Source organism: Nonomuraea sp. NPDC005692, assembly GCF_040631115.1.
Classification (GTDB): domain Bacteria; phylum Actinomycetota; class Actinomycetes; order Streptosporangiales; family Streptosporangiaceae; genus Nonomuraea.
On record NZ_JBEXYU010000017.1, the window covers coordinates 1 to 22,178 of the forward strand.

11 protein-coding genes are annotated in these 22,178 nt (G+C 72.3%); 7 read left to right on the top strand and 4 right to left on the bottom strand.

The window, feature by feature from the left end:
• Positions 1 to 182: 182 nt before the first annotated feature.
• Both ABZ459_RS29810 and rraA read right to left on the bottom strand, forming a co-directional pair.
• The gene (locus ABZ459_RS29810) at positions 183 to 494 is read right to left on the bottom strand and encodes an EthD family reductase (protein ID WP_357977114.1); all 312 of its coding nucleotides are present in this window, start codon (positions 492 to 494) and stop codon (positions 183 to 185) included.
• A gap of 77 nt (positions 495 to 571) precedes the next feature.
• Positions 572 to 1,042 (bottom strand): ribonuclease E activity regulator RraA, encoded by a 471-nt coding sequence (gene rraA, locus ABZ459_RS29815; protein WP_357977117.1) that lies wholly within the window; start codon positions 1,040 to 1,042, stop codon positions 572 to 574.
• A 187-nt stretch (positions 1,043 to 1,229) separates the two neighbouring features.
• On the opposite strand from rraA, the gene ABZ459_RS29820 reads away from it, so the two are divergent.
• The 6 genes from ABZ459_RS29820 (at position 1,230) to ABZ459_RS29845 (ending at position 18,541) form a co-directional block, all read left to right on the top strand.
• Complete coding sequence (locus tag ABZ459_RS29820; protein WP_357977120.1) at positions 1,230 to 5,660, top strand: LamG-like jellyroll fold domain-containing protein; 4,431 nt, start codon at positions 1,230 to 1,232, stop codon at positions 5,658 to 5,660.
• 78 nt (positions 5,661 to 5,738) lie between these two features.
• On the top strand, positions 5,739 to 12,590 hold the full coding sequence (locus ABZ459_RS29825) for a polymorphic toxin-type HINT domain-containing protein (RefSeq protein ID WP_357977123.1): 6,852 nt from the start codon (positions 5,739 to 5,741) through the stop codon (positions 12,588 to 12,590).
• The gene (locus ABZ459_RS29830) at positions 12,590 to 12,895 is read left to right on the top strand and encodes a hypothetical protein (protein ID WP_357977126.1); all 306 of its coding nucleotides are present in this window, start codon (positions 12,590 to 12,592) and stop codon (positions 12,893 to 12,895) included. Before ABZ459_RS29825 ends, ABZ459_RS29830 begins: the two co-directional genes overlap by 1 nt.
• Positions 12,896 to 13,166: 271 nt before the next feature.
• Positions 13,167 to 14,840 carry a BTAD domain-containing putative transcriptional regulator gene (locus tag ABZ459_RS29835; protein ID WP_357977128.1) on the top strand — a complete coding sequence of 558 codons (1,674 nt, stop codon included), beginning with the start codon at positions 13,167 to 13,169 and terminating at the stop codon, positions 14,838 to 14,840.
• A gap of 77 nt (positions 14,841 to 14,917) precedes the next feature.
• Positions 14,918 to 17,353 carry a S8 family serine peptidase gene (locus ABZ459_RS29840; RefSeq protein ID WP_357977131.1) on the top strand — a complete coding sequence of 812 codons (2,436 nt, stop codon included), beginning with the start codon at positions 14,918 to 14,920 and terminating at the stop codon, positions 17,351 to 17,353.
• 57 nt (positions 17,354 to 17,410) lie between these two features.
• Positions 17,411 to 18,541, top strand: coding sequence for a helix-turn-helix transcriptional regulator (locus ABZ459_RS29845; protein ID WP_357977134.1), 1,131 nt, complete (start codon positions 17,411 to 17,413; stop codon positions 18,539 to 18,541).
• A gap of 30 nt (positions 18,542 to 18,571) precedes the next feature.
• On the opposite strand, the gene ABZ459_RS29850 is transcribed toward ABZ459_RS29845, so the two are convergent.
• Together ABZ459_RS29850 and ABZ459_RS29855 are read right to left on the bottom strand one after the other, a co-directional pair.
• Positions 18,572 to 19,444, bottom strand: coding sequence for a M24 family metallopeptidase (locus ABZ459_RS29850; RefSeq protein WP_357977136.1), 873 nt, complete (start codon positions 19,442 to 19,444; stop codon positions 18,572 to 18,574).
• Between the two features lie 33 nt (positions 19,445 to 19,477).
• A complete protein-coding gene (locus ABZ459_RS29855; RefSeq protein ID WP_357977139.1) occupies positions 19,478 to 20,446 on the bottom strand; it encodes an NAD(P)-dependent oxidoreductase in 969 nt (322 codons plus the stop codon).
• A 192-nt stretch (positions 20,447 to 20,638) separates the two neighbouring features.
• Between ABZ459_RS29855 and ABZ459_RS29860 the strand changes: the two genes are divergently transcribed.
• On the top strand, positions 20,639 to 22,141 hold the full coding sequence (locus ABZ459_RS29860; RefSeq protein WP_357977141.1) for a serine/threonine-protein kinase: 1,503 nt from the start codon (positions 20,639 to 20,641) through the stop codon (positions 22,139 to 22,141).
• Positions 22,142 to 22,178 lie beyond the last annotated feature (37 nt).

Below are 22,178 nucleotides of genomic sequence, written 5' to 3' on the forward strand. Positions count from 1 at the left end.
AAGATCCAGTATGTGGTCACCAAGTGGGGTGACGGTGTGGGCAGGAAGGCTGCTCCGGTGGCGTTCGACACGGGTGCCTGGCGTCAGCAGGACACCGGCACGGCCCCGCTGTCGGTCAAGAAGTAACACGCACGAACAGGAGAAGGGCGTTCCCCGCGGGGGACGCCCTTCTCGCATGTCCTTCAGAGCACCGAACCCGACGGCCCGGTCGTCATCGTGACCCCCGACCCGGCGAACTCGCCCACGTCGGCGACCGCCGCCTGCCCCTCCTGGCTGCTCATCGCCGCGATGAACGCCTGCTCGTCGTCCCAGGTCAGCACCGCGACCAGGTGGTAGGGGGGCCGCTGCCCGCCGCCGGCCACCGGCCGCTGGACGGTGTAGGCCCGCAGGCCGGGAAGCCTGGCCGCAAGGGGCGCGTGGATCTCGTCGTAGTGCTTGTCGAAGGCCGCGACGTCCTCGGGGTGGTGGTAGAGAACGATGAGCTGGAATGCCATGGTCCGCCTCCGGATCGTGATGTCCTGTCACGAAACCACACCCCGGCGTCCCCGTGGAAGCCCGGCGGGCGGCGGGGTCAGCCCGGTACGCGGGTGATGAGGATCCCGTCGTCGTCGCTGAACAGCTCGGCCCCCGGCGAGAACGTGACGCCGCCGAACGTCACCGGCACGTCCCGCTCGCCCGCGCCCGTCTTGCCGCTCTTGCGCGGGTTGGAACCCAGGGCCTTCACGCCGAGGTCGAGCTCGCGCAGCGCGGTCACGTCCCGGACGGCGCCGTGGATCACCACGCCCGCCCACCCGGCCGCCACCGCCGCGCCCGCGATCATGTCGCCCATCAGCGCGGCGTGCAGCGAGCCGCCGCCGTCCACCACCAGGACCCGCCCCGCGCCGGGCTCCGACAGGACCTCCTTGAGCAGGGCGTTGTCCTGGTGGCAGCGCACGGTGGCGATCGTGCCGTGGAAGGCGCGGCGGCCGCCGTACTGGCGCAGCTGCAGGTCGCAGGAGTCGAGCTCGTCGCCGCGCTCGTCGTACAGGTCCGCGGTGTTCATGGGGGCCCTTCCCGGGGGTGTCGGCGGTCGCGTTCATGCTGCCACGCCGGGCCCGCCGGAACCGGGCCGGGCCGGAACCGTTTCCCACGTTTTCCCAACCGGTCGCCGTGGCCTACCCCGGCGGGCCGGCGGCGATCGATGCTGTGGCGGAACGCATGCCACGTGATCGTGTACCAGGGGAGTACGCATGGGGTTACGAAGGTGGACGGCCGTCCTGGCAGCGGCGTCGCTGGCCGTGGGCGGCCTGGCCGGCACGGTGTGGACGCCGCCGCAGGCGGTCGCCGAAGCGGTGGACGCCGCCACCGCGTGGATGGTCAAACCCCTGTTCCGGCTACGGAGCACCACCGGCACCGACAACACGCTGTTCACCTCCTGGGAGACGGAGTACGACAGCGCGGTGACGAAATGGGGTTACACCCCTGAGGGCCAGGTGCTGCACGTCTCGCGCGAGGCGGTGACGGGGCTGTCCCCGGTCTCCGGCCTGCGCAAGCCGGGCGGCGACCGCATGTTCACCCTCGACCAGGGCGAGCGCGACCAGGCCGTCGCGCAGGGCTACGTGGACGAGGGCGTGCGCTTCCACGCGCAGGCCGCGGCCGGGGACGGGCTGCTCCCCGTCCACCAGCTCGTCAAGGGCCCCTCCCACCGGTACGCGGTCGGCGAGGCGGAGAAGGCGCGCGCGCTCGCCGAAGGCTGGACGTACCAGAAGGTCGCCTTCTACGGACGGGGTTCGTTCAGCAAGAAGCTGCTGCTCAACGGGGAGTTCACCACGGACGCCACGTCATGGGAGGCCGCCGGGCCGACCACGACGGCGGTCGAGAACGGCGTGCTCAAGGTCACCGTGGCCGACGGCACCACCGAACCGGGGCAGGCCCACCTGCGCCAGCTCGGGCGCACGTTGCAGGCCAAGAAGACGTACACGCTCTCCTTCGACGCCCACGCCACCGCCGCGGCGACCATCAAGGCCGTGCTCTGCGAGGACGTCGAGACCTGCCCGGAGATCTTCGCCACGGACGTGGAGCTGCCGGACCAGCCGCAACACTTCTCCTTCACCTTCGACTCCACCGCCGACACCACCACCGGGGCGCTCACCTTCCAGTTCGGCGGCCAGGGCGCGCTGACGGCCTACCTGGACAACGTCTCGCTGACCGAGCAGAAGTGGACCGTCTCCACCGATCCCAAACAGGCCGAGGCCGAGGCGCTGGCCTCCGCCGAGGCCACGGGACAGCTGGTGGAGGTGCTGGCCGAGCGGGGCGAGACGCGGGAGGTGTACGCCACCCCCGAGGGCACGATGTACGTCAACGACCGGCTCACCCCGATCAGGAAGAAGCAGGGCGACACGTGGGTCCCCCTGTACAACGGCCTGCGGTTCCAGGACGGGACGGTACGGCCGTACTCCTCGCTGGTGGACCTCAGGCTGTCGGCCGGCGGGACGGGGCCGATGGCCACGCTCACCCGCTCCGGCCACACCATGTCCCTGACCTGGCCGACCACGCTGCCCACGCCGAGCCTGGACGGCGACACCGCCGTGTACGCCGGCGTGCTCGGGCCGGACGTGGACCTGCGCGTGCGGGCCACCGCGGACGGTTTCGCGCACACGCTGGTGGTGAAGACCCCCGCCGCCGCCCAGGACCCCCGGCTGGCCAGCCTGACCCTCGGCCTGTCCGCGCCGACGCTGACGGTGAGCACCGGCGCCGACGGCACGCAGGAGGCGGTCGACCCCGACAACGGCGCGGTGATCTTCGAGGCGCCCAGGCCCATCATGTGGGACTCGGCGGCCGCGCCCCCCGCGGCGGGCACGGCCCTGGTGGGCGAGGACGGCCCCGTCGACCCCCCGACCACCCACGCCACGGACGGCGCCCCCGGGGACGCCTCGAAGATCGCCACGATCGGCACCGAACTGGGCCAGGGACAGCTCACGCTGACCCCCGACCCGGCCATGCTGACCGCGGCCGACACGACGTTCCCCATCTACATCGACCCGATGTACCGCACGCCGATGAGCTCGGCGAACCTCATGGTGGCCAGCAGCGGGTTCGAGATCTACAACTTCACCAAGGACCAGGGCATGGGCCGATGCCCGATCGGCCTGCCCTCCAGCGGCAAGAGCTGCGGCTCCCCGCACAAGAAGCGGCTGTTCTACCGCATCCCCACCGGCTGGCTGGCCGGCAAGCAGGTCCTGTCCGCCGAGTTCCACGTACGGGAGGTGTGGGCGGCCTCCGGCAGCAAGCGGCCGGTCAACATCCACCTGGCCAAGGCGTTCGGCAAGAACTCCACCTGGAACTCCACCTCCGACAACTGGCTGCGCAAGCTGGACAGCCGCAACGTGGCCAAGGGCTGGTCGGGATGCGCCGCCAAGTCCTGCCCGGCCGGCGACGTGCTGTTCAACGTGACCTCGGGCGTCAAGGAGGCGGCGCAGAAGGGCTGGCGGGACACCACGTTCGGCCTGCGCGCCGCCGACGAGGGCGACCAGCTCGGCTGGAAACGGTTCGAGTCGCGCGCCTACCTCCGCGTGCACTACAACCGGCCGCCGCTGCAGCCGAGGATGAGCCAGCTGGAGATGGAGCCGGGCGGGCCGTGCAAGGGGCCGGGCAGCCCGTCGGTGTTCAACTGGTCCACGCCGAAGCTGATCGCCAAGAACCTCCGCGACCCCGACACCTACAACCGCACGGCCGACAAGGTGCAGGCGGAGTTCCTGGTGTCGTGGAAGAACGCCGCCGGCCAGAACAAGGAATGGCGGTACCTCACGCCGGCCAAGAGCGCCAAGTCCGGCAAGGCGGGCAACAGCTTCATGGCGCAGGTCCCGCGCGGGCTGCTGCCGGAGAACACCGTCGTCAACTGGCAGGTCCGCGCCCAGGACAGCCGCAAGGGCAAGGGGCCGTGGAGCTCGGCAGGGGCGGCGACCGCCTGCTACTTCGTCTTCGACACCAAGGCGCCGCCGCTGCCGGTGATCACCTCGTCCGGGGCCGACGGGTACGTCGCGGAGAACCCCCTCGACCCGGCGCAGACGCCGCAGGACGGCCTGGGCCGCTACGGCCGGTTCGTCATCACCTTCGACCCGTCGGTGACCGAGTGGGCGTACGCGGTCAACGACGACCCCACCCAGTTCCGCAAGAGGACCGCGGGCAGCGCCACCGAGACGGTCCAGATCCTGCCCAAGGTCGTCGGCAGCAACAGCCTCTACGTCCGCGTCAAGGACCAGGCGGGCAACTACTCCAAGGGCTCGGCCGTCTACCGGTTCCGGGTCGCGCCCGGCCGCGGGCCGAAGGCCCACTGGAAGCTCAACGACCCGGCCGGATCCACCACCCTGGCGGAGACCGGCGGCCGTTACCCGGCCCGTACCGCGGGCACGCCGCAGCTCGGCGTGGCCGGTTCCCGCGGCACGGCGATGGGCGGCAACGGCACCACCGCCTTCGCCCGTACCGACGCCGCGGTGCTCGACACCACCAAGAGCTTCACGGTGACCGCGTGGGCGAAGCTGCCGGACGTCCTGCCCTCGTCCTACGCCACCGTGCTGGCCCAGGACGGCGCCAACGTGTCCGGCTTCTGCCTGCGGTACGACGCGCCGAACCGCAAATGGGTGTTCTGGCGCATGAACGCCGACTCGACCTCGGCCGCCTCCGCCAGCGCGTGGTCGGCCAAACAGGCCAGACCCGGCGAGTGGACGCACCTGATGGGCGTCTTCGACTCGGTGGCCAAGAAGGTGCGCATCTACGTCAACGGCGAGCCCGGCACCGAGATGGACTACACCAGCGCCTGGGCGGCCAACGGCCCGCTCACCATCGGCCGGGTCCTGTGGGGCACCCAGCAGCTCGACCACTTCCCCGGCAAGATCGACGACGTCCGCGTCTACGACCGGATCGTCAGCGTCGAGGAGGCGGCGGCGCTGTCCAAGGAGATGCTGACGGTGACGCACAAGTGGCACCTCAACAACGTCCCCGACGACAGCGGCGAGGCGCCCAGAACCCCCGTGAAGCTGTACGGCGCGGCCCGCTTCGTGGCCAAGACCCCCATGAGCAACAGCGTGGTGCCCGGATCTCTGCGTCTGCCGGGCGCGACCGGCGACTACGCGGCCGTCGAGTCGGCCGTGCTGGATCCGCGGGAGAGCTTCACGCTCTCGGCCTGGGTGGAGACCAGCGGCCAGGCGCGCAAGGCGATGACCCTGCTGAACCTGCCCATGGCCACCGGCAGCGCCCTGACCGTGAAGTTCGACCCCGCCCGCGGCGACCCGGAGATGGGCGAGACCGGCCGGTACGTCGTGGAGATCCCCGGCGGCACCGCCGTGGAACACCCCGCCTTCCACACCGGGTTCGGCGACTGGGACCACCTGGCGATCGTCTACCGGGCACGGGAGAAGACGCTGGAGTTCTGGGTGAACGGCACCCTCGAAGCGGCTCCGGAGGCCGAGGTCAAGTCCTACCGCAACGACGTCACCCTGGCGGGCCCCATCACCTCGGCCCAGCTCGGCCGCGGCGGGACGGGACTCAACTGGTCGGGCCACGTCGACGACGTGTGGGTGCTGCGCGGCCCCGCCGACGAGAGCCTGATCGACCTGTTGTCCCTGTGGTCGGAGATGACGACCGTCTCCGAAGACGCGCTCAACGACAACACCCCTGACTGACCCCGCTGCGGGGGCGCCGCGCCGGCGCCCCCGCCGTCCCTCCTCCTTGCTTCCGCTCTCTTCCCTGGGAGGTACGGCATGCGCGTCCATGCCGCACGCCGACGTCGCTCTTCCTGGTCCCGGCTGCTCCGCGCGGCCCTCACGTTGCTGCTCACGGCCGGCCTGATGGTCGTGCCCGCGACGCTCCCGTCCGCGAACGCCGCGTCCGGGCGAGATCGGCCCGAACCCGTCGACCGGGAACGGGTCGTGCCCGGCCGGCCCGCCGCGGTGAAACCACGGATCACCGAACGCAAGGCCCCCGACCCCGTGGCGGCCTGGCCCGCGCCGGGCACGGTCGAGGTGGACCTGGCCGCGCCCCCAGCGTCCCCGGCGTCCGCCGCCGCCCGCAAGGCGGGCGCGCTGTCGGCGACGCCGGCTGACGCCTCCTCCGCCGGGCGGGTGCGGATCCAGACCCACGACCGCGCGGCCTCGCAGCGCGCGGGCGTCGGCGGCCCGATCTTCACCGCGGCCCGCACGTCCAGATCGCCGGGCAAGGTGACGATGAAGGTGGACTACGCCCCCTTCGCCGAAGCCTACGGAGGCGGCTTCGGTTCCCGGGTGCGCCTGGCGGCCCTGCCCGCATGTGCGCTGACCAGCCCGGACAAGGCCGAGTGCCGCCGGGCCGTGCCGCTGAAGGGCCGCAACGACACCGCGGCCAGGACGCTCAGCGCCGACGTCGATCTCGCCGCCGAGCCGATGGTGCTGGCCGTGACCTCCGGGACGTCAGGGGACAAGGGCGACTTCGGCGTCACCTCGCTGTCGCCGTCGGCGACCTGGCAGGTCAGCCCGCAGACGGGCGACTTCACCTGGTCCTACCCGCTGCGGGTGCCGCCGGTGCCCGGCGGGCTGGTGCCGAACCTGGTGGTCAACTACTCCGCGGCCTCCATCGACGGGCGCACCGCGACCACCAACAACCAGGCGTCCTGGCTCGGCGACGGCTTCGAGCTGTCGCCCGGGTACATCGAGCGCAAGTACAAGTCGTGCAAGGACGACGGCGTCCCCAAGGACCCGACCTACCAGGTCGAGCCGATGGACCAGTGCTGGGCCTACGACAACGCCACGCTCGCCCTCGGCGGATCGGGCGGCGAGCTCGTCCCGACCGGCCCCGACACCTGGGTCCTGGCCAGGGACGACGGCACCCGGGTCCAGCGCCTCACCGGCACCGGCACCGACACCGCCAACGGCGACGACGACAACGAGTACTGGCGGGTGACCACCGCCGACGGCACCCGGTACTACTTCGGCAAGAACCGCCTGCCGGGCTGGACCGCCGGCAAACCCCAGACGAACTCCGCCTGGGACGTCCCGGTGTTCGGCGACGACGCCGGCGAACCCTGCCACAAGGACGCCTTCAAGGACTCCTGGTGCCGTCAGACCTGGCGGTGGAACCTCGACTACATCGAGGACACCCACGGCAACGCCGTGACCTTCTCCTACGCCAAGGAGCAGAACCGCTACGGCCGCAACCTGCGCGCCGCCGACGACACCGCCTACGACCGCGGCGGCTACCTGACCTCCATCCAGTACGGCCTGCGCCGCGACGACCTCTTCCCGGCCACGCCGCCCGCGCGGGTCGACTTCACCAACGCCGAGCGCTGCCTGCTGACCGCGGCCGAATGCGCCGACATCGCCGCCCATCCGGCCCGCTGGCCGGACGTGCCCTGGGACATGAACTGCGACGAGGGCACCGAGTGCAAGGACGGCAAGGGCACGGCCTCGCCGAGCTTCTGGACCCGCAAGCGCCTGACGAAGGTCACCACCAAGGTCGTCAACGCGGCGGGCACCGGCCACCGCGACGTGGACTCCTGGGAGTTCAAGCACCTGTGGGGCATCGCCGACGTGGACCGGCAGCTCAAGCTCACCGACATCGTCCACACCGGGCACGCCGGCGCGGAGCCGGTCACCATGCCGCCGGTGAGCTTCGTCTACCAGCAGCTGGCCAACCGGGTGGACAAGCTCGGCGACGACGTCGGCCCGTTCGTCAAGGAGCGGGTGGCCTCGATCCAGAACGAGACCGGCGGCAAGCTCGACGTCACCTACTCGGGGATGGACTGCAGCCCCTCCGACCTGCCGCAACCGGCGAGCAACCGGCGGCTGTGCTTCCCGACGTTCTGGCAGAACTCCAACGGCGGCGCGGACCCGAGCCTGGACTGGTTCCACAAGTACGTCGTCCGCGAGCTGATCCAGACCGACCTGACCGGCGGCGGCTCGGACATGGTCACCCGCTACGACTACAGCATCGGCAAGCCCGCCTGGCACTACGCCGACGACGACGGCATCACGCCGGAGAAGTTCAAGACGTGGTCGGCCTGGCGCGGCTTCGACAAGGTCCGCGTGATCGGCGGCGCCACCAGCGCGGCCAGCGGCGGCACCCCGTCCCAGACCGACTACTGGTACTTCCAGGGCATGCACGGCGACCGCGCGGCGGTCTCCGGCGGCACCAGGTCCGTCACCGTCGAGGACGGCGAGGGCGGCACGTACACCGACCACGAGTCCCTGCACGGCACGACCCTGCGCACCGTGACCTACGACAAGGCCGGCGGCGTGCCGGTGAGCAAGTCGATCAGCACGCCGTGGTACCACCAGACGGCCTCCAGATCCCGTCCCTGGGGCACGATCACCGCCAACCTGACCGGCACCAGGTCCACCCGGAGCTTCGGCCTGGTCGGCCTGTCCTGGCAGCAGACCCGCTCGACCGTGACCGAGTTCGACCTGACCACCGGCGCCGCGCTGACCACCGACGACGAGGGCGAGGTGGGCGTCGCCGGCGACGAGGAGTGCACCAGGACCGAGCTGACCGCAGACGGAGCGCGGGTGCTGCGCCTGCCGGCCCGGGTGACCACGGTGGCCCGCCGGTGCGCCGACACCCCGAACCTGCTCACCGATCTGATCGCCGACGCGCGCACCTACTACGACGACAAGGCGTTCAAGGCGGCGCCCGAGCACGGCGACGTGACCAGGACCGAACGGGGCAGCGCCGCCTCGGCGACCGCGATCACCGGCTACCAGGTGATGGCCCGGTCGAGCTACGACGACCTGGGACGCCCCAAGACCGTCGCCGACGCCGCCGGGCTGACCACCTCGACCGACTACAGCGAGACGCACGGCGTCACCACGCAGGTGACCACCACCACCCCGCGGGCCCGCGCCGACGACCCCGACTCGGCCATGATCACGACCCGGGTGCTCGACCCGGCCTGGGGCCTGGCGACCAAGGAGACCAACCCGGCCGGCAAGGTGACCATCGCGCAGCGGGACGCGCTGGGCCGCACCTCGAAGGTCTGGGGGCCGGGCCGCACGACCAGCATGACGCCCGACAACGAGTACCAGTACCTGGTCAGCGCCGGCGCGATCGTGGCCGTGGGCGCGAAGACGCTGACCAACGAAGGCGGCCAGCAGACGTCGTACACGCTGTTCGACGGATGGCTGCGGCCGAGGCAGTCGCAGGCACCCGGCAAGAACGGCACCGCCAAGGGCCGGATCGTCTCCGACAGCGTCTACAACGGGGCCGGGCAGGTGCACTACACCTTCGCGCCCTACTACGCCGACGGCGACCCCGAGCCCAAGCGGTTCGGGGTGGCGACCGTGGGCGCGGTGGAGTCGCAGTTGTGGAACACCTACGACGGCCGCGGGCGGCTGCTCGCCGAACGGCTGCTGTCCGGCAACAGCGACGGCGACACCAACGAGCTGTGGAACACCCGCTACGAGTACGGCGGCGACTGGACCAAGGTCGTCCCCCCGTCCGGCGGCACCCCGGTCACCACCTACACCGATGTGCACGGCCGTACCCGTGAGATCCAGCAGCAGACGGCCTCCGGGCCGGTCGTCACGAAGTTCGCCTACAACCACCGCGGCCAGCCGGAGTCGGTGACCGGCCCCGGCAACCAGGTCTGGTCCTACGGCTACGACCTGCTCGGCCGCCGGGTGCAGTCGAACGACCCCGACCGCGGCGTCGAGAAGACCGCCTACGACAACCTGGACCGGCCGGTCCTCATGACCGACGCCCGCAACCAGAAGATCGGCATCGAGTACGACGGGCTCGACCGCATGGTCGCCAGGTACGACGCCACCACGTCGTCGCCCGGCACCAAGGTCGCCGAGTGGGTGTACGACACCGTCCGCAAGGGCCAGCTCACCAGCTCCACCCGCATCGTCGGCAACGACCGGTACACCACGCAGGTGGAGGCGTACGACAACCTGGACCGCCCGCAGCGCAGCAGGGTGATCCTGCCCGCCGTCGAGGGCGGCCTCGCGCCCGCCCAGGGGTACGTCTTCGACACCAGCTACAACCTCGACGGCAGCGTCGCCGCGACCAGCAGCCCCGCCGTCGGCGGGCTGCCCGCGGAGAACATCGCCTACACCTACGACGACCTCGGCCGCCTGGTCTCCACCAAGTCCCAGTTGTCGACGTACGTCGTCGGCACCGACTACACCAAGACCGGCCGGGTCATCGGCCTGCGCATGCAGTCCGGCGGCGACGGCAAGCAGATCGACCAGACCTTCGACTACGAGTTCGGCACCGGCCGCCTGGCCAAGGCCACCACCTGGCACTTCGGCATGTCCGGCACCGACCGCAGCACCCAGTACGCCTACCAGCCCGCCGGGAACATCACCCAGATCAAGGACACCTCCCGCGACGGCGTCGACAACCAGTGCTTCCGCTACGACGAGCTGTCCCGCCTGTCGGAGGCCTGGACCCAGGACGGCGACGCGGCCTGCGCCGCCACCGGCGCGAACGCCACCGTCGGCGGGCCGGCCCCCTACCGGGCCGCCTACACCTACGACGACACCGGCAACCGTCGCAGCGAGTCGCTCCACGGCGCCGGCCCGGCGGGCGGCGTCCAGCAGTCGGACCGCACCTACGTCTACGACCCGGCCAAGGTCCACCGCCTCACCACGGTCCCCGGCGCCGCCTCCTTCGCCTACGACGCCTCCGGCAACACCGTCGAGCGCCGCACCCAGGCGAGCAACCAGACGCTGACCTGGGACGCCGAGGGCGAGCTCGTCAAGGTCGACGACGACAAGAAGGGCGAGACCCGCTTCCTCTACACCGCCGACGGCGACCGGCTCATCCGGCGCGACAAGGACGGCACCACGCTGTACCTGCCCGATCTGGAGGTGCACCTGGTCAAGGGGGCCACCAGCCCCACGGCCAGCCGCTACGTCGGCAACGCCATGCGGACCACCACCGGGGTCACCTACGTCCTCGGCGACCACCACGGCACCGCCGAACTGGCCGTCAACGCCGAGACCGGCGCCCTCAGCCAGCGCCGCTACACCCCTTTCGGCACCCTGCGCGGCAGCCAGGGCGCCTGGCCCCAGGATCACCAGCGCGGGTTCGTCGGCGGCATCAACGACACCAGCACGGACCTGACCACGCTCGGCGCCCGCAGCTACGACCCGCTCACCGGCCGCTTCATCTCCGTCGACCCCCTCATCCAGATGGGCGACTCCCAGCAGATGAACGGCTACAACTACGCCAACAACAATCCGTCCACGCTCGCCGACCCCTCAGGCAAGAAACCCTGCTGCACCGGCGTCGCCTGCTTCCACTCCATGGCTCCTCCCTGCGCGCCCGGGGACTACGACAGCCCTGACTGCGAGGGCCCCTGCGATCCGGGCGGAGCCAGGAAGAACCTCGGCAACGCCCGCGACTCGGCACAGAACGAGCGGCAGCAGCACCAGCAGACCGCCAAACGGAACGCGGTGCTCGAAGCCTTGAAGGCCGCAGGCATCGGATTCATCAAAGATTTCCTGAAAATAGACGACATAAAAGGCTGTCTGGGCGGCAGCGTCGGCAGTTGCGTCAGCCTGATCCTGGAATTCGTGCCGGCCAAGAAGATCGGCGGCCTGATCTGGAAACTGTCCACCAGGGTCCGGATGGGCATCAAGATCTACAAGAAGGTGCAGGGCGTCATCAAGGCGGCCCGCCGCGCCATAGAGGCCATCGACGCCAAGATCGACGACATCAACAAGAAGATCGCCGCCCTGGACGGGCTCCTCGCCCGCGTCGCGAAACGCAGCAAGAACCCATCGGCGGGCGGCTCCTGCCCCTTGTCCAACAGCTTCGTCCCGGGAACCAGGGTCCTGCTCGCCGGCGGCTTCAGTAAACCTATCGACCAGCTGAAACCCGGCGACAAGGTCCTGGCCACCGACCCGGAGACCGGCCGTACCGAAGCCAAGGACGTCACCGCCACCATCGCCGGCGAGGGCCCCAAGAACCTGGTCACCGTCACCGTGGACGGTGGCGGCGGCAGCACCCGCGACATCGTCGCCACCGACGGTCACCCCTTCTGGGTGGCGGACGCGGGGAGCTGGCGCGAGGCCAAGGACTTACGTCCCGGCCAGCTCCTCCGTACGGCCGCCGGCACCTACGTCCAGATCAAGGCGGTCAGGGCGTGGACCGCCCAAGCCCGCGTCCACAACCTCACCGTCGCCGACCTCCACACGTACTATGTGGTCACCGGGGACACCTCGGTCCTCGTTCACAACTGCGGAATCCTCGCCGACAACGACCTCATGGTGAAGGCGATGGGGGGCCACACCCGGGCGCTGGCCGAGATCCAGAACGCCTCGACGGTGTACATCACGCCGAACCAGCGACACGAATTCCTCAACGTCACCAATGGGCTGAACGCACGGCGTCGTTTCCTCCAGGAGAACAACATCCAGACGATCACCGGTCAGCAGGCCGAGGAGTGGGCCTCCTCCTCGGAATTCCGGACGGCCTTCAACGCCGTGGTGGGGGAGAAGGGACGCGGTGACGCCGCCTTGGTGGGCTTCGCTGCCGCCAGCGGGATGACCGCGGTGACGATGGAGCGAAACCTGACCAATTTCGTCACACAGACCCTCCGGCTCCCGGGGGTGCCCCTCCGCAGGGTGATGCCCTAGTGAGCAGTTACAACCTGCTGTCCTTCACGGAAACGTGCCCCAGGTGCGGATATACCGGCGAGGCCGAGGCGGAGTTCCAGTTCGGGCTCCTCGAACTGCGGCCTTACCGGGTGGGGGACCGTGTCGAGTGGGGGACGAAGGGCTTGCGATCTCCCTCGGTGCGCCCCGAAGGAGGCGACTTCCAAGGCGCCGGCTATGTCGAGTGCGAGAACTGCCGGAAGGATTACTGGGTCGCCATATCCGTCGAGGCGGACATCATCTCCGCGGTGCGCGTCGATCACGGCAGAAAGGGCTACGTGGATTAGTGCCCGCCCTGCACGCCGGAGAGACCGGCTTCACCCCCGTGAAGCCGGTCTCGGGTGCCGGGGAAACGACTTCTGCATGTGTCCGTGACGCGCTGTTTATGTTCGAGTAAGCGTTACGGAATGTGACTTGCCTCCTCTTGGCGGTTGGTTCGTCTCAGTCGGATATCGCCCACGTATCGGAGCCGCCAAGGTTTCGTCGGACAAATGCGGGATTTGTCTCGGTTGAATATCGGTTGACGGTGGGCTTCGACAATCGGTCAATCATGGGGAGGTGATCGATTCACCGAACGACGGCGTCCGGGTGCTCGGGGCGGTCGAGTTCCGGTGGGCGGGGGCGCCGGTGGCGTTGCGCAGGCGGCAGCAGCGGCTGCTGCTCGGCGTGCTGGCCCTGTCGGCCGGCCGGATCGTCCCGCTCCAGCGGCTGGTCGAGGTGCTCTGGCCCGAGGGGGCGCCGCAGGGCGCGCGCAGGCAGGTCCAGGTGCTCGTCTCGCGGCTGCGCGGCCTGCTCGCGGGCGCCGCCGGGAGCGACGTGGAGGTGCTCGCCACCGGCTCCGGCTACGGGTTGCGCATCGACCCCATGGCCGTGGACGCCCACCGCTTCGCCGTACTGAAGGAGCGGGCCGGGGCCAGTGACGACGACGAGGAGAAGACCGGGCTGCTGCGGCAGGCGCTGGAGTTGTGGCGCGGCCCGGTGCTCGACGAGGCGGCGGTCGGCGCCGCCCGCGACACGCTCTGCGTCAGGCTGGAGGAGGCGCGGCGCGAGGCGATCGAGGAGCACGCCGAGGCGTCGTTGCGGCTCGGCCGGCACCGGCAGGTCCTCGGCGCGCTGGCCGAGGAGGTGGCGACCGCCCCCACCCGGGAACGGCTGGTGGGCCTGCTGATGCTCGCGCTCTACCGCTCCGGCCGCATCGCCGAGGCCCTGGACGCCTTCGAACGGTCACGCGCGCACCTGAGCGAGGAACTGGGGCTCGATCCCGGCCCCGCCCTGGTACGGCTGCGCCTGGACATCCTGCGCGGCGACCCCCGGCTCGGCGGCCGGGCCGGGCAGGGCGGCGCCGGCGGCCCCGAGACCGTCAGGAGGTCCGGGGACCTGGAGGGGGAGGGGCTGGTGATGCTCGGCCTGGGCCGGATCCGCTTCGCCCAGGACCGCTTCACCGAGTCCGTGGCCGCCTACGAGGAGGCCCGGCGGGCCTTCCAGCGGCTCGGCGACCGGCGGCACCTGGCGGCCGCCCTGTCCGGGCTGGGCACCGTACGGGCCGAGGGCGGCTGGTTCGCCGAGGGGGAGACCGACCTGCTGGAGGCGGCCTCCCTCTTCTCCGCCCTCGGTGACCAGGCCGGGCACGCGCACGCCATCTACATGCTGGGCTTCGTGGAACGCGAACGCGGCGACGACGAGCTGGCGCTGTGGCTGCTCAGCCGGGCGCTGGAGACGTACCAGAAGATCGGTGACCTGCGCTGCCAGGCCCTGCTCCAGCGCAGCATCGGCCTGGTGCACCGGGCGAGGGGCGAGTACGGGCACGCCGCGACCAGGACCCGCGAGTCCCGCCGCCTGTTCACCGTCCTGTCCGACCCGCACGGGGCGGCCTACGCCGACCAGTCCCTGGCCAAGATCCGGATCCGCGTGGGCGACCTGCCGCAGGCCGAGCGGGCGCTCCAGGCTAGCCTCCGCGTCTTCACCCGCCAGGACGACCGCTTCGGCCGCGCGCTCGGCCTGCGGACGCTCGGCGAACTGCGCCTGGAGCAGGACGCGACGGCCGAGTCCAGAGCCGCGCTGTCCGCCTCCCTCGACCTGTGGGACACGCTGGAGCTGCCGCTGTGGCGGGCCCGCACGCTCTCCGTCCTGGCCCGTCTGGAGTCGCGCGACGGCGAGGCCGCGCACGCCGGCGCCGCCCGCCAGGAGTCGACCGCCATCTTCAGCCGGATCGGCAGCCGCGAGGGCCGCTGACGTCGCTGGCAAACGGGTGGCAACAGGGGCCGCGTACATTGCGCGGGCATCATCGTCCCGCGCCGAAGGAGAGCCTCATGAGGCGATCAGCCACCGTCAGGGCGGCCGTCCACCGCGTGCTCGTCCTGACGGCGATCCTGCTCTCCTCGCTCACCGTCGCGACCGCAGCGCCGGCCGCCGCGGCCGGACAGAGGGCGGACGCGGGACCGCGGACGGACGCGGGACCGTGGGTGGAACCCGGACTGGCCGGCAGGCTCGACGCCGGAGGCAGGCTCCGGGTCAACGTCGTGACCAGGGATCGCGACGAGCTGGCCGCCGTCGCCGGCTCCGGCGCCGGCCAGGTGCTCCAGACGTTGTCACGCCTGCCCGTGGTCACCCTGCGGACCGACCAGGCGGGCCTGCAGCGGCTCGCCGCCCGGCCGGGCGTGCTCAGCGTGTCCGAGGACCGGCCGGTGCCGCCGGCCCTCGGGCAGAGCGTCCCCCTGATCGGCGGCGACCGCACGAGGGCGGCCGGGCTGACCGGCGCGGGCACCGCCGTGGCCGTGCTGGACACCGGCGTCGCCACCGGCCACCCCTTCCTCGGCAGCCGCGTCGTGGCCGAGGCGTGCTTCTCGCCCGCCGACCCCGACTACTCCGCCACCAGCCTGTGCCCGGACGGCGCCGCCAGGCAGGACGGCCCCGGCTCGGCCGACGCCGAGCGCGGCGGCTGCTCCGACGAGCTGCTGGACTGCTCCCACGGGACGCACGTGGCCGGGATCATCGCCGGTGACGGCGAAGGGATCGACGGCGACGACGGGAGCGGGGTCGCGCCGGGCGCCGACCTCGTGGCCATCCAGATCTTCAGCAGGTTCGACTCCGACGACTTCTGCGGCTCCAGCGGCGCGCCGTGCCTGCTCAGCTTCTCCAGCGCCCAGCTGGCCGCGCTGGAGAAGGTCCAGACGCTGAAGGCGACCCTGCCCATCGTGGCGGTCAACCTGAGCCTGGGCAGCGGCATGCACACCGCGGCCTGCGACACCGACCCGCGCAAGGCCGCGATCGACGCCCTGCTGGCGGCCGGGGTCGCCACCGTCGTCGCGGCGGGCAACGACGCCTACCCGAACGCGGTGGCCGCCCCCGCCTGCGTCTCGTCGGCCGTCGCCGTGGGCAGCACCACCGACGCCGACGCCCTGTCCTCCTTCAGTAACCGCGGGCCGCTCCTGGACCTCCTGGCCCCCGGCAGCGACATCGTCTCCTCCGTGCCCGGCGACCGCTGGGCCTCGATGAGCGGCACGTCCATGGCCGCGCCGCACGTCGCCGGGGCGCTCGCCGTGCTGGGCCAGGCGTTCCCGGGGCTCGGCCCGGCGGCTCTGGAGGCCAAGCTCAAGGAGACCGGGCGCGCGATCTCCTACACCGGCGCCACCACGCCTCGCCTTCAGCTCGACGCCGCCGCCCTGGACGCGACGCCCAGGCCGGGGCCCGACCAGTACTTCCACTCGCGGGGCAGGATCCTGGACAACGTCCGGATCAGCGCCAACTCCACCATGGCCGTGCAGGTGGCGGGCGTGGCCGGGCTGCCCGCGCAGGGCGTGCGGGCCGTCGCGCTCAACGTCAGCGCCAAGGGCGACTTCTTCAACACCGGGACGATCACCGTGCACGCCTCCGACGAGCAGGAACCGGACGGCAAGGTGCTCGCCTACGACACCTCCCGCTACGCCTCCACCATGATCATCGCCAGGGTCGGCGCCGACGGGAAGGTCAAGGTGGTCAACCGCGGGACGGGCCCCGTCAAGGTGACGCTCGACGCGCACGGGCACACCCTCGACAAGGCGGCCGCCGTCGTGGGCGGCACCTACCTGCCCGTCACGCCCGCCCGGGTGGCCGACCACACCGTCATCCCCGCGCTGGGCAACCACGAGCTGTCCGTCGCCGGCATGAACGGCCTGCCCGCCACCGGGGTCGCCCAGGTCGCCCTCACGGTCGTCCTGAAGAGCCCGTCGACCGGCACCGTCCGCGTGTACGCCGCCGGGGACGCCTACCCCGTCGACGCCAACGTCGACTACCCGGCGAACGTCACCACGCAGTTCCACACGATCGTCAAACCGGGCCAGGACGCCAAGATCAACGTGCACAACCTCGGCTACGACAACGTCGAGATCTCCGTGGACGTCACCGGCTACTTCACCACCGAGCGGCGCGGCGCGCCGGTCAAGGCCGTCCGCCCCACGTCGGCGGGACGGGCCCTGGCGATCCCGGCGGGCGGCACCAGGACCGTGCGCTTCACCGGCCTGCCCGCCACCGGCGTCACCGCGGTCGCGCTGACCGTGGCCGCGCGGGGTGCGGCCGCCGGGACCGTCTCGGTGCTGCCGCAGAGCGGGCCCTCGACCGCCCGCGTCGTCTCCTACCCGGCGGGCAAGGACGCCGTCGGGTTCACCACCGCCGCCCTGCGCGCCGACGGGTCGGTGGTGCTGAAGAACGAGGGCACCGGGCAGGTGAGCGTCGACGTCGACCTGTACGCCTACTTCGCGAACGCCTGACCCCCCGGTCACCCGCGCCCGGAACGTCATGCGAACACCGGAAAAGGAGGCGGGCGTATGAGCCCCGCAGTGGTGAACGGCATCCACGCCCGCATGCTCGCGGCCGAACTCAGCCTGCTCAAGGCCGCGTCCGGGCTCGGGCTGGTGCAGCTCGCCGGGCACACGCACTGCAGCAAGTCCTCGCTCCAGCGCTACCTCAGCGGCAAGCTGCTGCCGCCCCGCCAGGCCGTCGAGGCCATCAGCAAGGCGTGCCGCGGCGACACCGCGCGCCTGGTGGCGCTGTGGGAGCTGGCCGTGGCCGGTCCTCCCGAGCGGCGGCGTCCGGCGCAGCTCCCGCACGACGTGCCGGGCTTCACCGGCCGCTCCGCCGAGCTCGCCCGCCTGGCGGACCTGATGCCGGACTCCGGCAACGCCATCGCGATCGCGGTGATCGACGGCGTCGCCGGCGTCGGCAAGAGCGCGCTCGCCGTGCACTTCGCGCACCGCGTGGCCGGCCGGTTCCCGGACGGCCAGCTCCACCTCGACCTGCGCGGCTCCGACGCCGAACGGGGGCCGCTGCCGCCCGCCGAGGCGCTGGCCCAGCTCGTCCGGGCGCTCGCCCCGGACCTGCGGCGCCTGCCCGGCGACGTGGGGGAGCGGGCGGCCCTGTTCCGCAGCCTGATCGGCGGCCGGCGCATGCTCGTCCTGCTGGACGACGCCGCCGCCACGGACCAGGTCCGCGCGCTGCTGCCCGGCAACCCCGGATGCCTGGTGCTGGTGACCAGCCGCCACCGGCTGGGCGGACTGGTCGCCCGGGACGGCGCCCACCACATCGCGCTGAGCACCCTGACCGCCGCCGAGTCCGCCGACCTGCTGGCCGCCGCCGCCGGCGCCGAGCGCATCGCCGCCGAGCCCCGGGCCGTCGCCGGCATGACGCGGTTGTGCGGATACCTCCCGCTGGCCCTGCGCATCCTGGCCGAGCACCTGGTCGTGAACCCGTCGCTCACCATGAAAGACCTCGTCAGCGACCTCGACGGCGACCTCCCCGCGGAACACCGGACCACCGGCGGGGCCCAGGACCGGCTCCCCGCCCGCGAGGACGCCGCCGCCGTGCGGACGGTGTTCCCCAGGTCCTACCGCGCCCTGCCGCCGCCGGCCGCGCGGGCGTTCCGGCTGCTGGGCCGGCAGGGCTGCCTGGAGCGGCGCTGAGCATTCGGCGGGCCGCGGCGGGCGGCGCCGTCAGTCGACCACGTTCAGCCGGTTCGGGATGGTGTTGAGCTCCTCCGGGCCGTCCGCCGTCAGCAGCACGGTGCCGCCGATGCAGACGCGCTTGCCGTCGCGCAGGGCGTTCGGCTCGAACGCGAAGGCGTGCCCCTCGGTGATCTCGAAGTCGCCGTCGAGCCCCATGCCGCTCGGCAGCCTCTCCAGGCGCGACAGCGCCGGGTCGACCTCCGGGTGCAGGCGGGTGGCACTGTTGTAGAGCGGCGAGACCGTCTGCACCATCGGGCCGGTGTTCCAGGTGCGGGAGCGGTGCAGCGGCTCCTCCATGACCGCCGCGAGCTCGGAGAAGCGCAGCCCGGGGCGGAGCGCGGCCAGCCCCGCCTCGTAGGACTCCCGGCACACCTCCTCCAGCTCGCGCAGCAGCGCGTCCGGCTCGCCGACGCACACGTCGATCTGCTGCTGCGACTCCATGCCCCCGTAGAAGGCGAAGATCTCCGCCGCGACGGTGTCGCCGCGCCGGAGAACGTGCGGCGCGCCGCCCATGCCGAACCACTCGGGGATGTTCCAGGCGAAGCCCGACCGTCCCGCGCGCTCCAGCATGAACGGCCGGCGCGTCCAGCCGCCCCCGGCGATGACCGCCTGGAAGGAGGCGGCGGCGATCTCGTGCTCGTTCGCGCCTTCGCGCGCCTGCCCGACGAACGCCGCGCAGGCGGCCTGGCGCAGGAGGACCTGCTCCTCCGGGCTCTTGACCAGCGCGAGCGACTCGTACTCGCCGGAGATGTCGACCCAGGTGACGTCGGGGAGCAGCGAGAGCACGCGCGTCCACTCGCCGTACGGGATCACCCCGGACCAGTCGCCGACGACGGCTGAGCGGTCCTCCGCGCGCGCCACCCGCCGGGCGGCCGGCCCGGCGGGCCGGCCCGGTCAGCGGGCGTGTCCCGCGCGCAGCCAGGAGACGTAGTCGGCGACCCCGGACCCGGTGTCGTAGGCGGGCTCGAAGCCGGTGTCCTCGCGCAGCCGGGTGATGTCGAGGCACATGTCCCGGCCGGGGCCGGCGGGGTCGCGGCCCTCGCGCAGCTCGACGTGCGCGCCGGGCACGGCCCGCCGGATCGCCGCGGCGACCTCGCCGTTGGTGGTCATCCGGCCGGTGGCGACGTTGTACGTGCGGTGGCGCAGCCGCTCGGCCGTCTGCAGCAGCGCGATGGCCCGCCCGCAGTCCTTGACGTGGCACAGGTCGCCGCCGTCCCCGGCGTACGCGCCCCAGGCGGGGCTCGTCAGGTCCGGCGCGGCGCCCCGCACGGCGGCGTGCACGAGCTGCGGCAGCAGGAAGAACGGCGAACGCGCGTGGCCGAGCGGCCCCCAGATCGCGCCGATGCGGAGGTTGACCAGCTCCAGCCCGGCGGTCTCGGCCAGATGGCCGGCCATCAGCTCGCCGATCTTCTTGAACGTCGGGATCGGGTGACCGGCCGCCATCGTCAGCGGCAGGTCCTCGGCCAGCGGGCTCGGGGCCTCGACGCCGCCGTAGACGCCGATGGTGCTGGCCAGGCCGAGCCGGGACACCTGCCATTCGGTGGCGGCGTGGAAGATGTTGAGCAGGCTCGCGACGGACTTCTCGACCCCCTCGACCGGCTCGTACGCACCGACCGGCCAGGGCACCGAGCCCGCCAGGTGCACGATTCCGGTGATCCTGTGCCGGTCGCCCAGTGCGAGCAGCGCCGCCCGGTCGGTGAGGTCGGCCCGCTCGACGACGAGCCGCCCTTCGGCCTCGCCGGCCAGCGGCGCGGGCACCTCGGGGGCCCGGCGCTGGACGAGCACGACGGATTCGCCGAGGTCGAGCAGCGCTCGCGCGGTGTGCGTGCCGATGAAGCCGAGCCCGCCCGTGATGAGGATCATTACCCCAACTCCTTGTCATCAGTACAACTGATCGTCAGTAGCACTGATGATTAACGTAGTGCGAGGACCTGGCGGCTGTCCAGCCAGGGCTCACGCGCGAAGGCCGAGGTGAACCCGGGGGGCGGCGGATCCTGATTCATCCCGCTAAAGTTCATGATTCGGTACCGCTGCTGTCCCAGGAGTCACCGCCTCATGCCGAACGCCGAGCCCTTACGTCCAGGAGATCCCACGTCCTTGGGGGCCCACCGGATCACCGGATGGCTGGCCTCCGGCGGGCAGGGGGTCGTCTACCTCGGCCAGGGGCCGGACGGGCGGCCCGTGGCCGTCAAGGTCCTGCACGGGATCGTGGCCGGTGAGCGGTTCGCCGCCCTGACGGAGGCGGCCCGCCGGGTGGACTCGCCGGGCGTCGCGCGGGTGCTCGACGCGGCCTGGGGACGGCTGTCGTACATCGTGAGCGAGTACGTGGAGGGGCCGTCGCTGGCCGAGGTGGGCCGGCTCGGCGGCGGCAACCTGCGCCACCTGGCGGTCGGCACGGCCACGGGGCTGGCCGCGGTGCACCGGGCGGGGCTCACGCACGGCGACCTCAAGCCGTCCAGCGTGCTGCTCGGCCGCGACGGCGCGCGCCTGGTCGGCTTCGGCACCGCGGGCACCGGCCCGGGTTCCGGCCGCGCCGGCGCGGGCACCGGCCCCGGGCACGGCTCCGACGGCGGCGCGGTGGCCTACATGGCGCCGGAGCAACTGGACGGGCGCGCGGCCGGGGCGGCGGCGGACGTCTTCGCCTGGGCGTCGGTGATGGTGTTCGCGGCCACGGGCCGGCCGCCGTTCGGCGACGACGCCCCGCCCGCGGTCGCCGGACGCATCCTGCGCGGCGACCCCCAGCTCGGCGACCTGCCGGACCCGCTGCGTGACATCGTCCGCGCCTGCCTGACCAAGGATCCGCAGGCCCGCCCGCCCATGACGGCCGTCCTGCCCCTCGTGCTGGGCGAGCCGCACGCCGCCGCCGCGGAGCCTGCCGAGGACTCTCACCGCCGGGACGCTCCGGAGGAGGCGGCCGATGGTCCGGTCCCACTACCGGCGGAGCGGTCCAGGTGGGCCGTGGGACGGCGGTCGCCGGTGCTGGTGCTGGCGGCCGGGGCGGTGGCCGTGTCGGTGGCGGCCGGCGTGGTGGTGTGGAACTCCGGCAAGCGCCAGGCGGACGCCGAGGTGCGTTCCGCCCGTGAGCCCGTGCGGACGTCCGCCTCGGCGGGACCGTCGAGGCACGGCACGGCCGCGTCGAGGCCCACGAGGACGCCGCAGGGCCGCGCGACCCGCCCGACCCCCACCGCCACGGTCCCGGCGGAACGCTCCACGACGCCGCCCGCCACCATGCGGAGGGCCGGGTTCGCCCTGGCGTACGTGCGCGTGCAGGGCTCCTCGAAGATCAACTCCGCCGGGGTCACCTGCTACACCGGCGCGGTGAACTTCGCCGCCGGAGTGAACGCGACCCGCCCCGGCGCCGCCTACTCCTACCAGTGGCTCTACGACGGCAGGGTCATCGAGCGCGGCTCGTCCCGCTTCCCCGCGGACAGCCGCAGCGGCTACGTGAGCTCCAGGAGGCTCATCACCCCGGCGGGCGGCAGGCACACCGTCGCCTACCGGATCCTGACCCCGTCGCCCAGGACGAAGGCGGTCAGGTTCACCATGTGCGCGCCGTAGGCGGGCACGAGAAGGGCGGGCCCGCGTGGTGCGGACC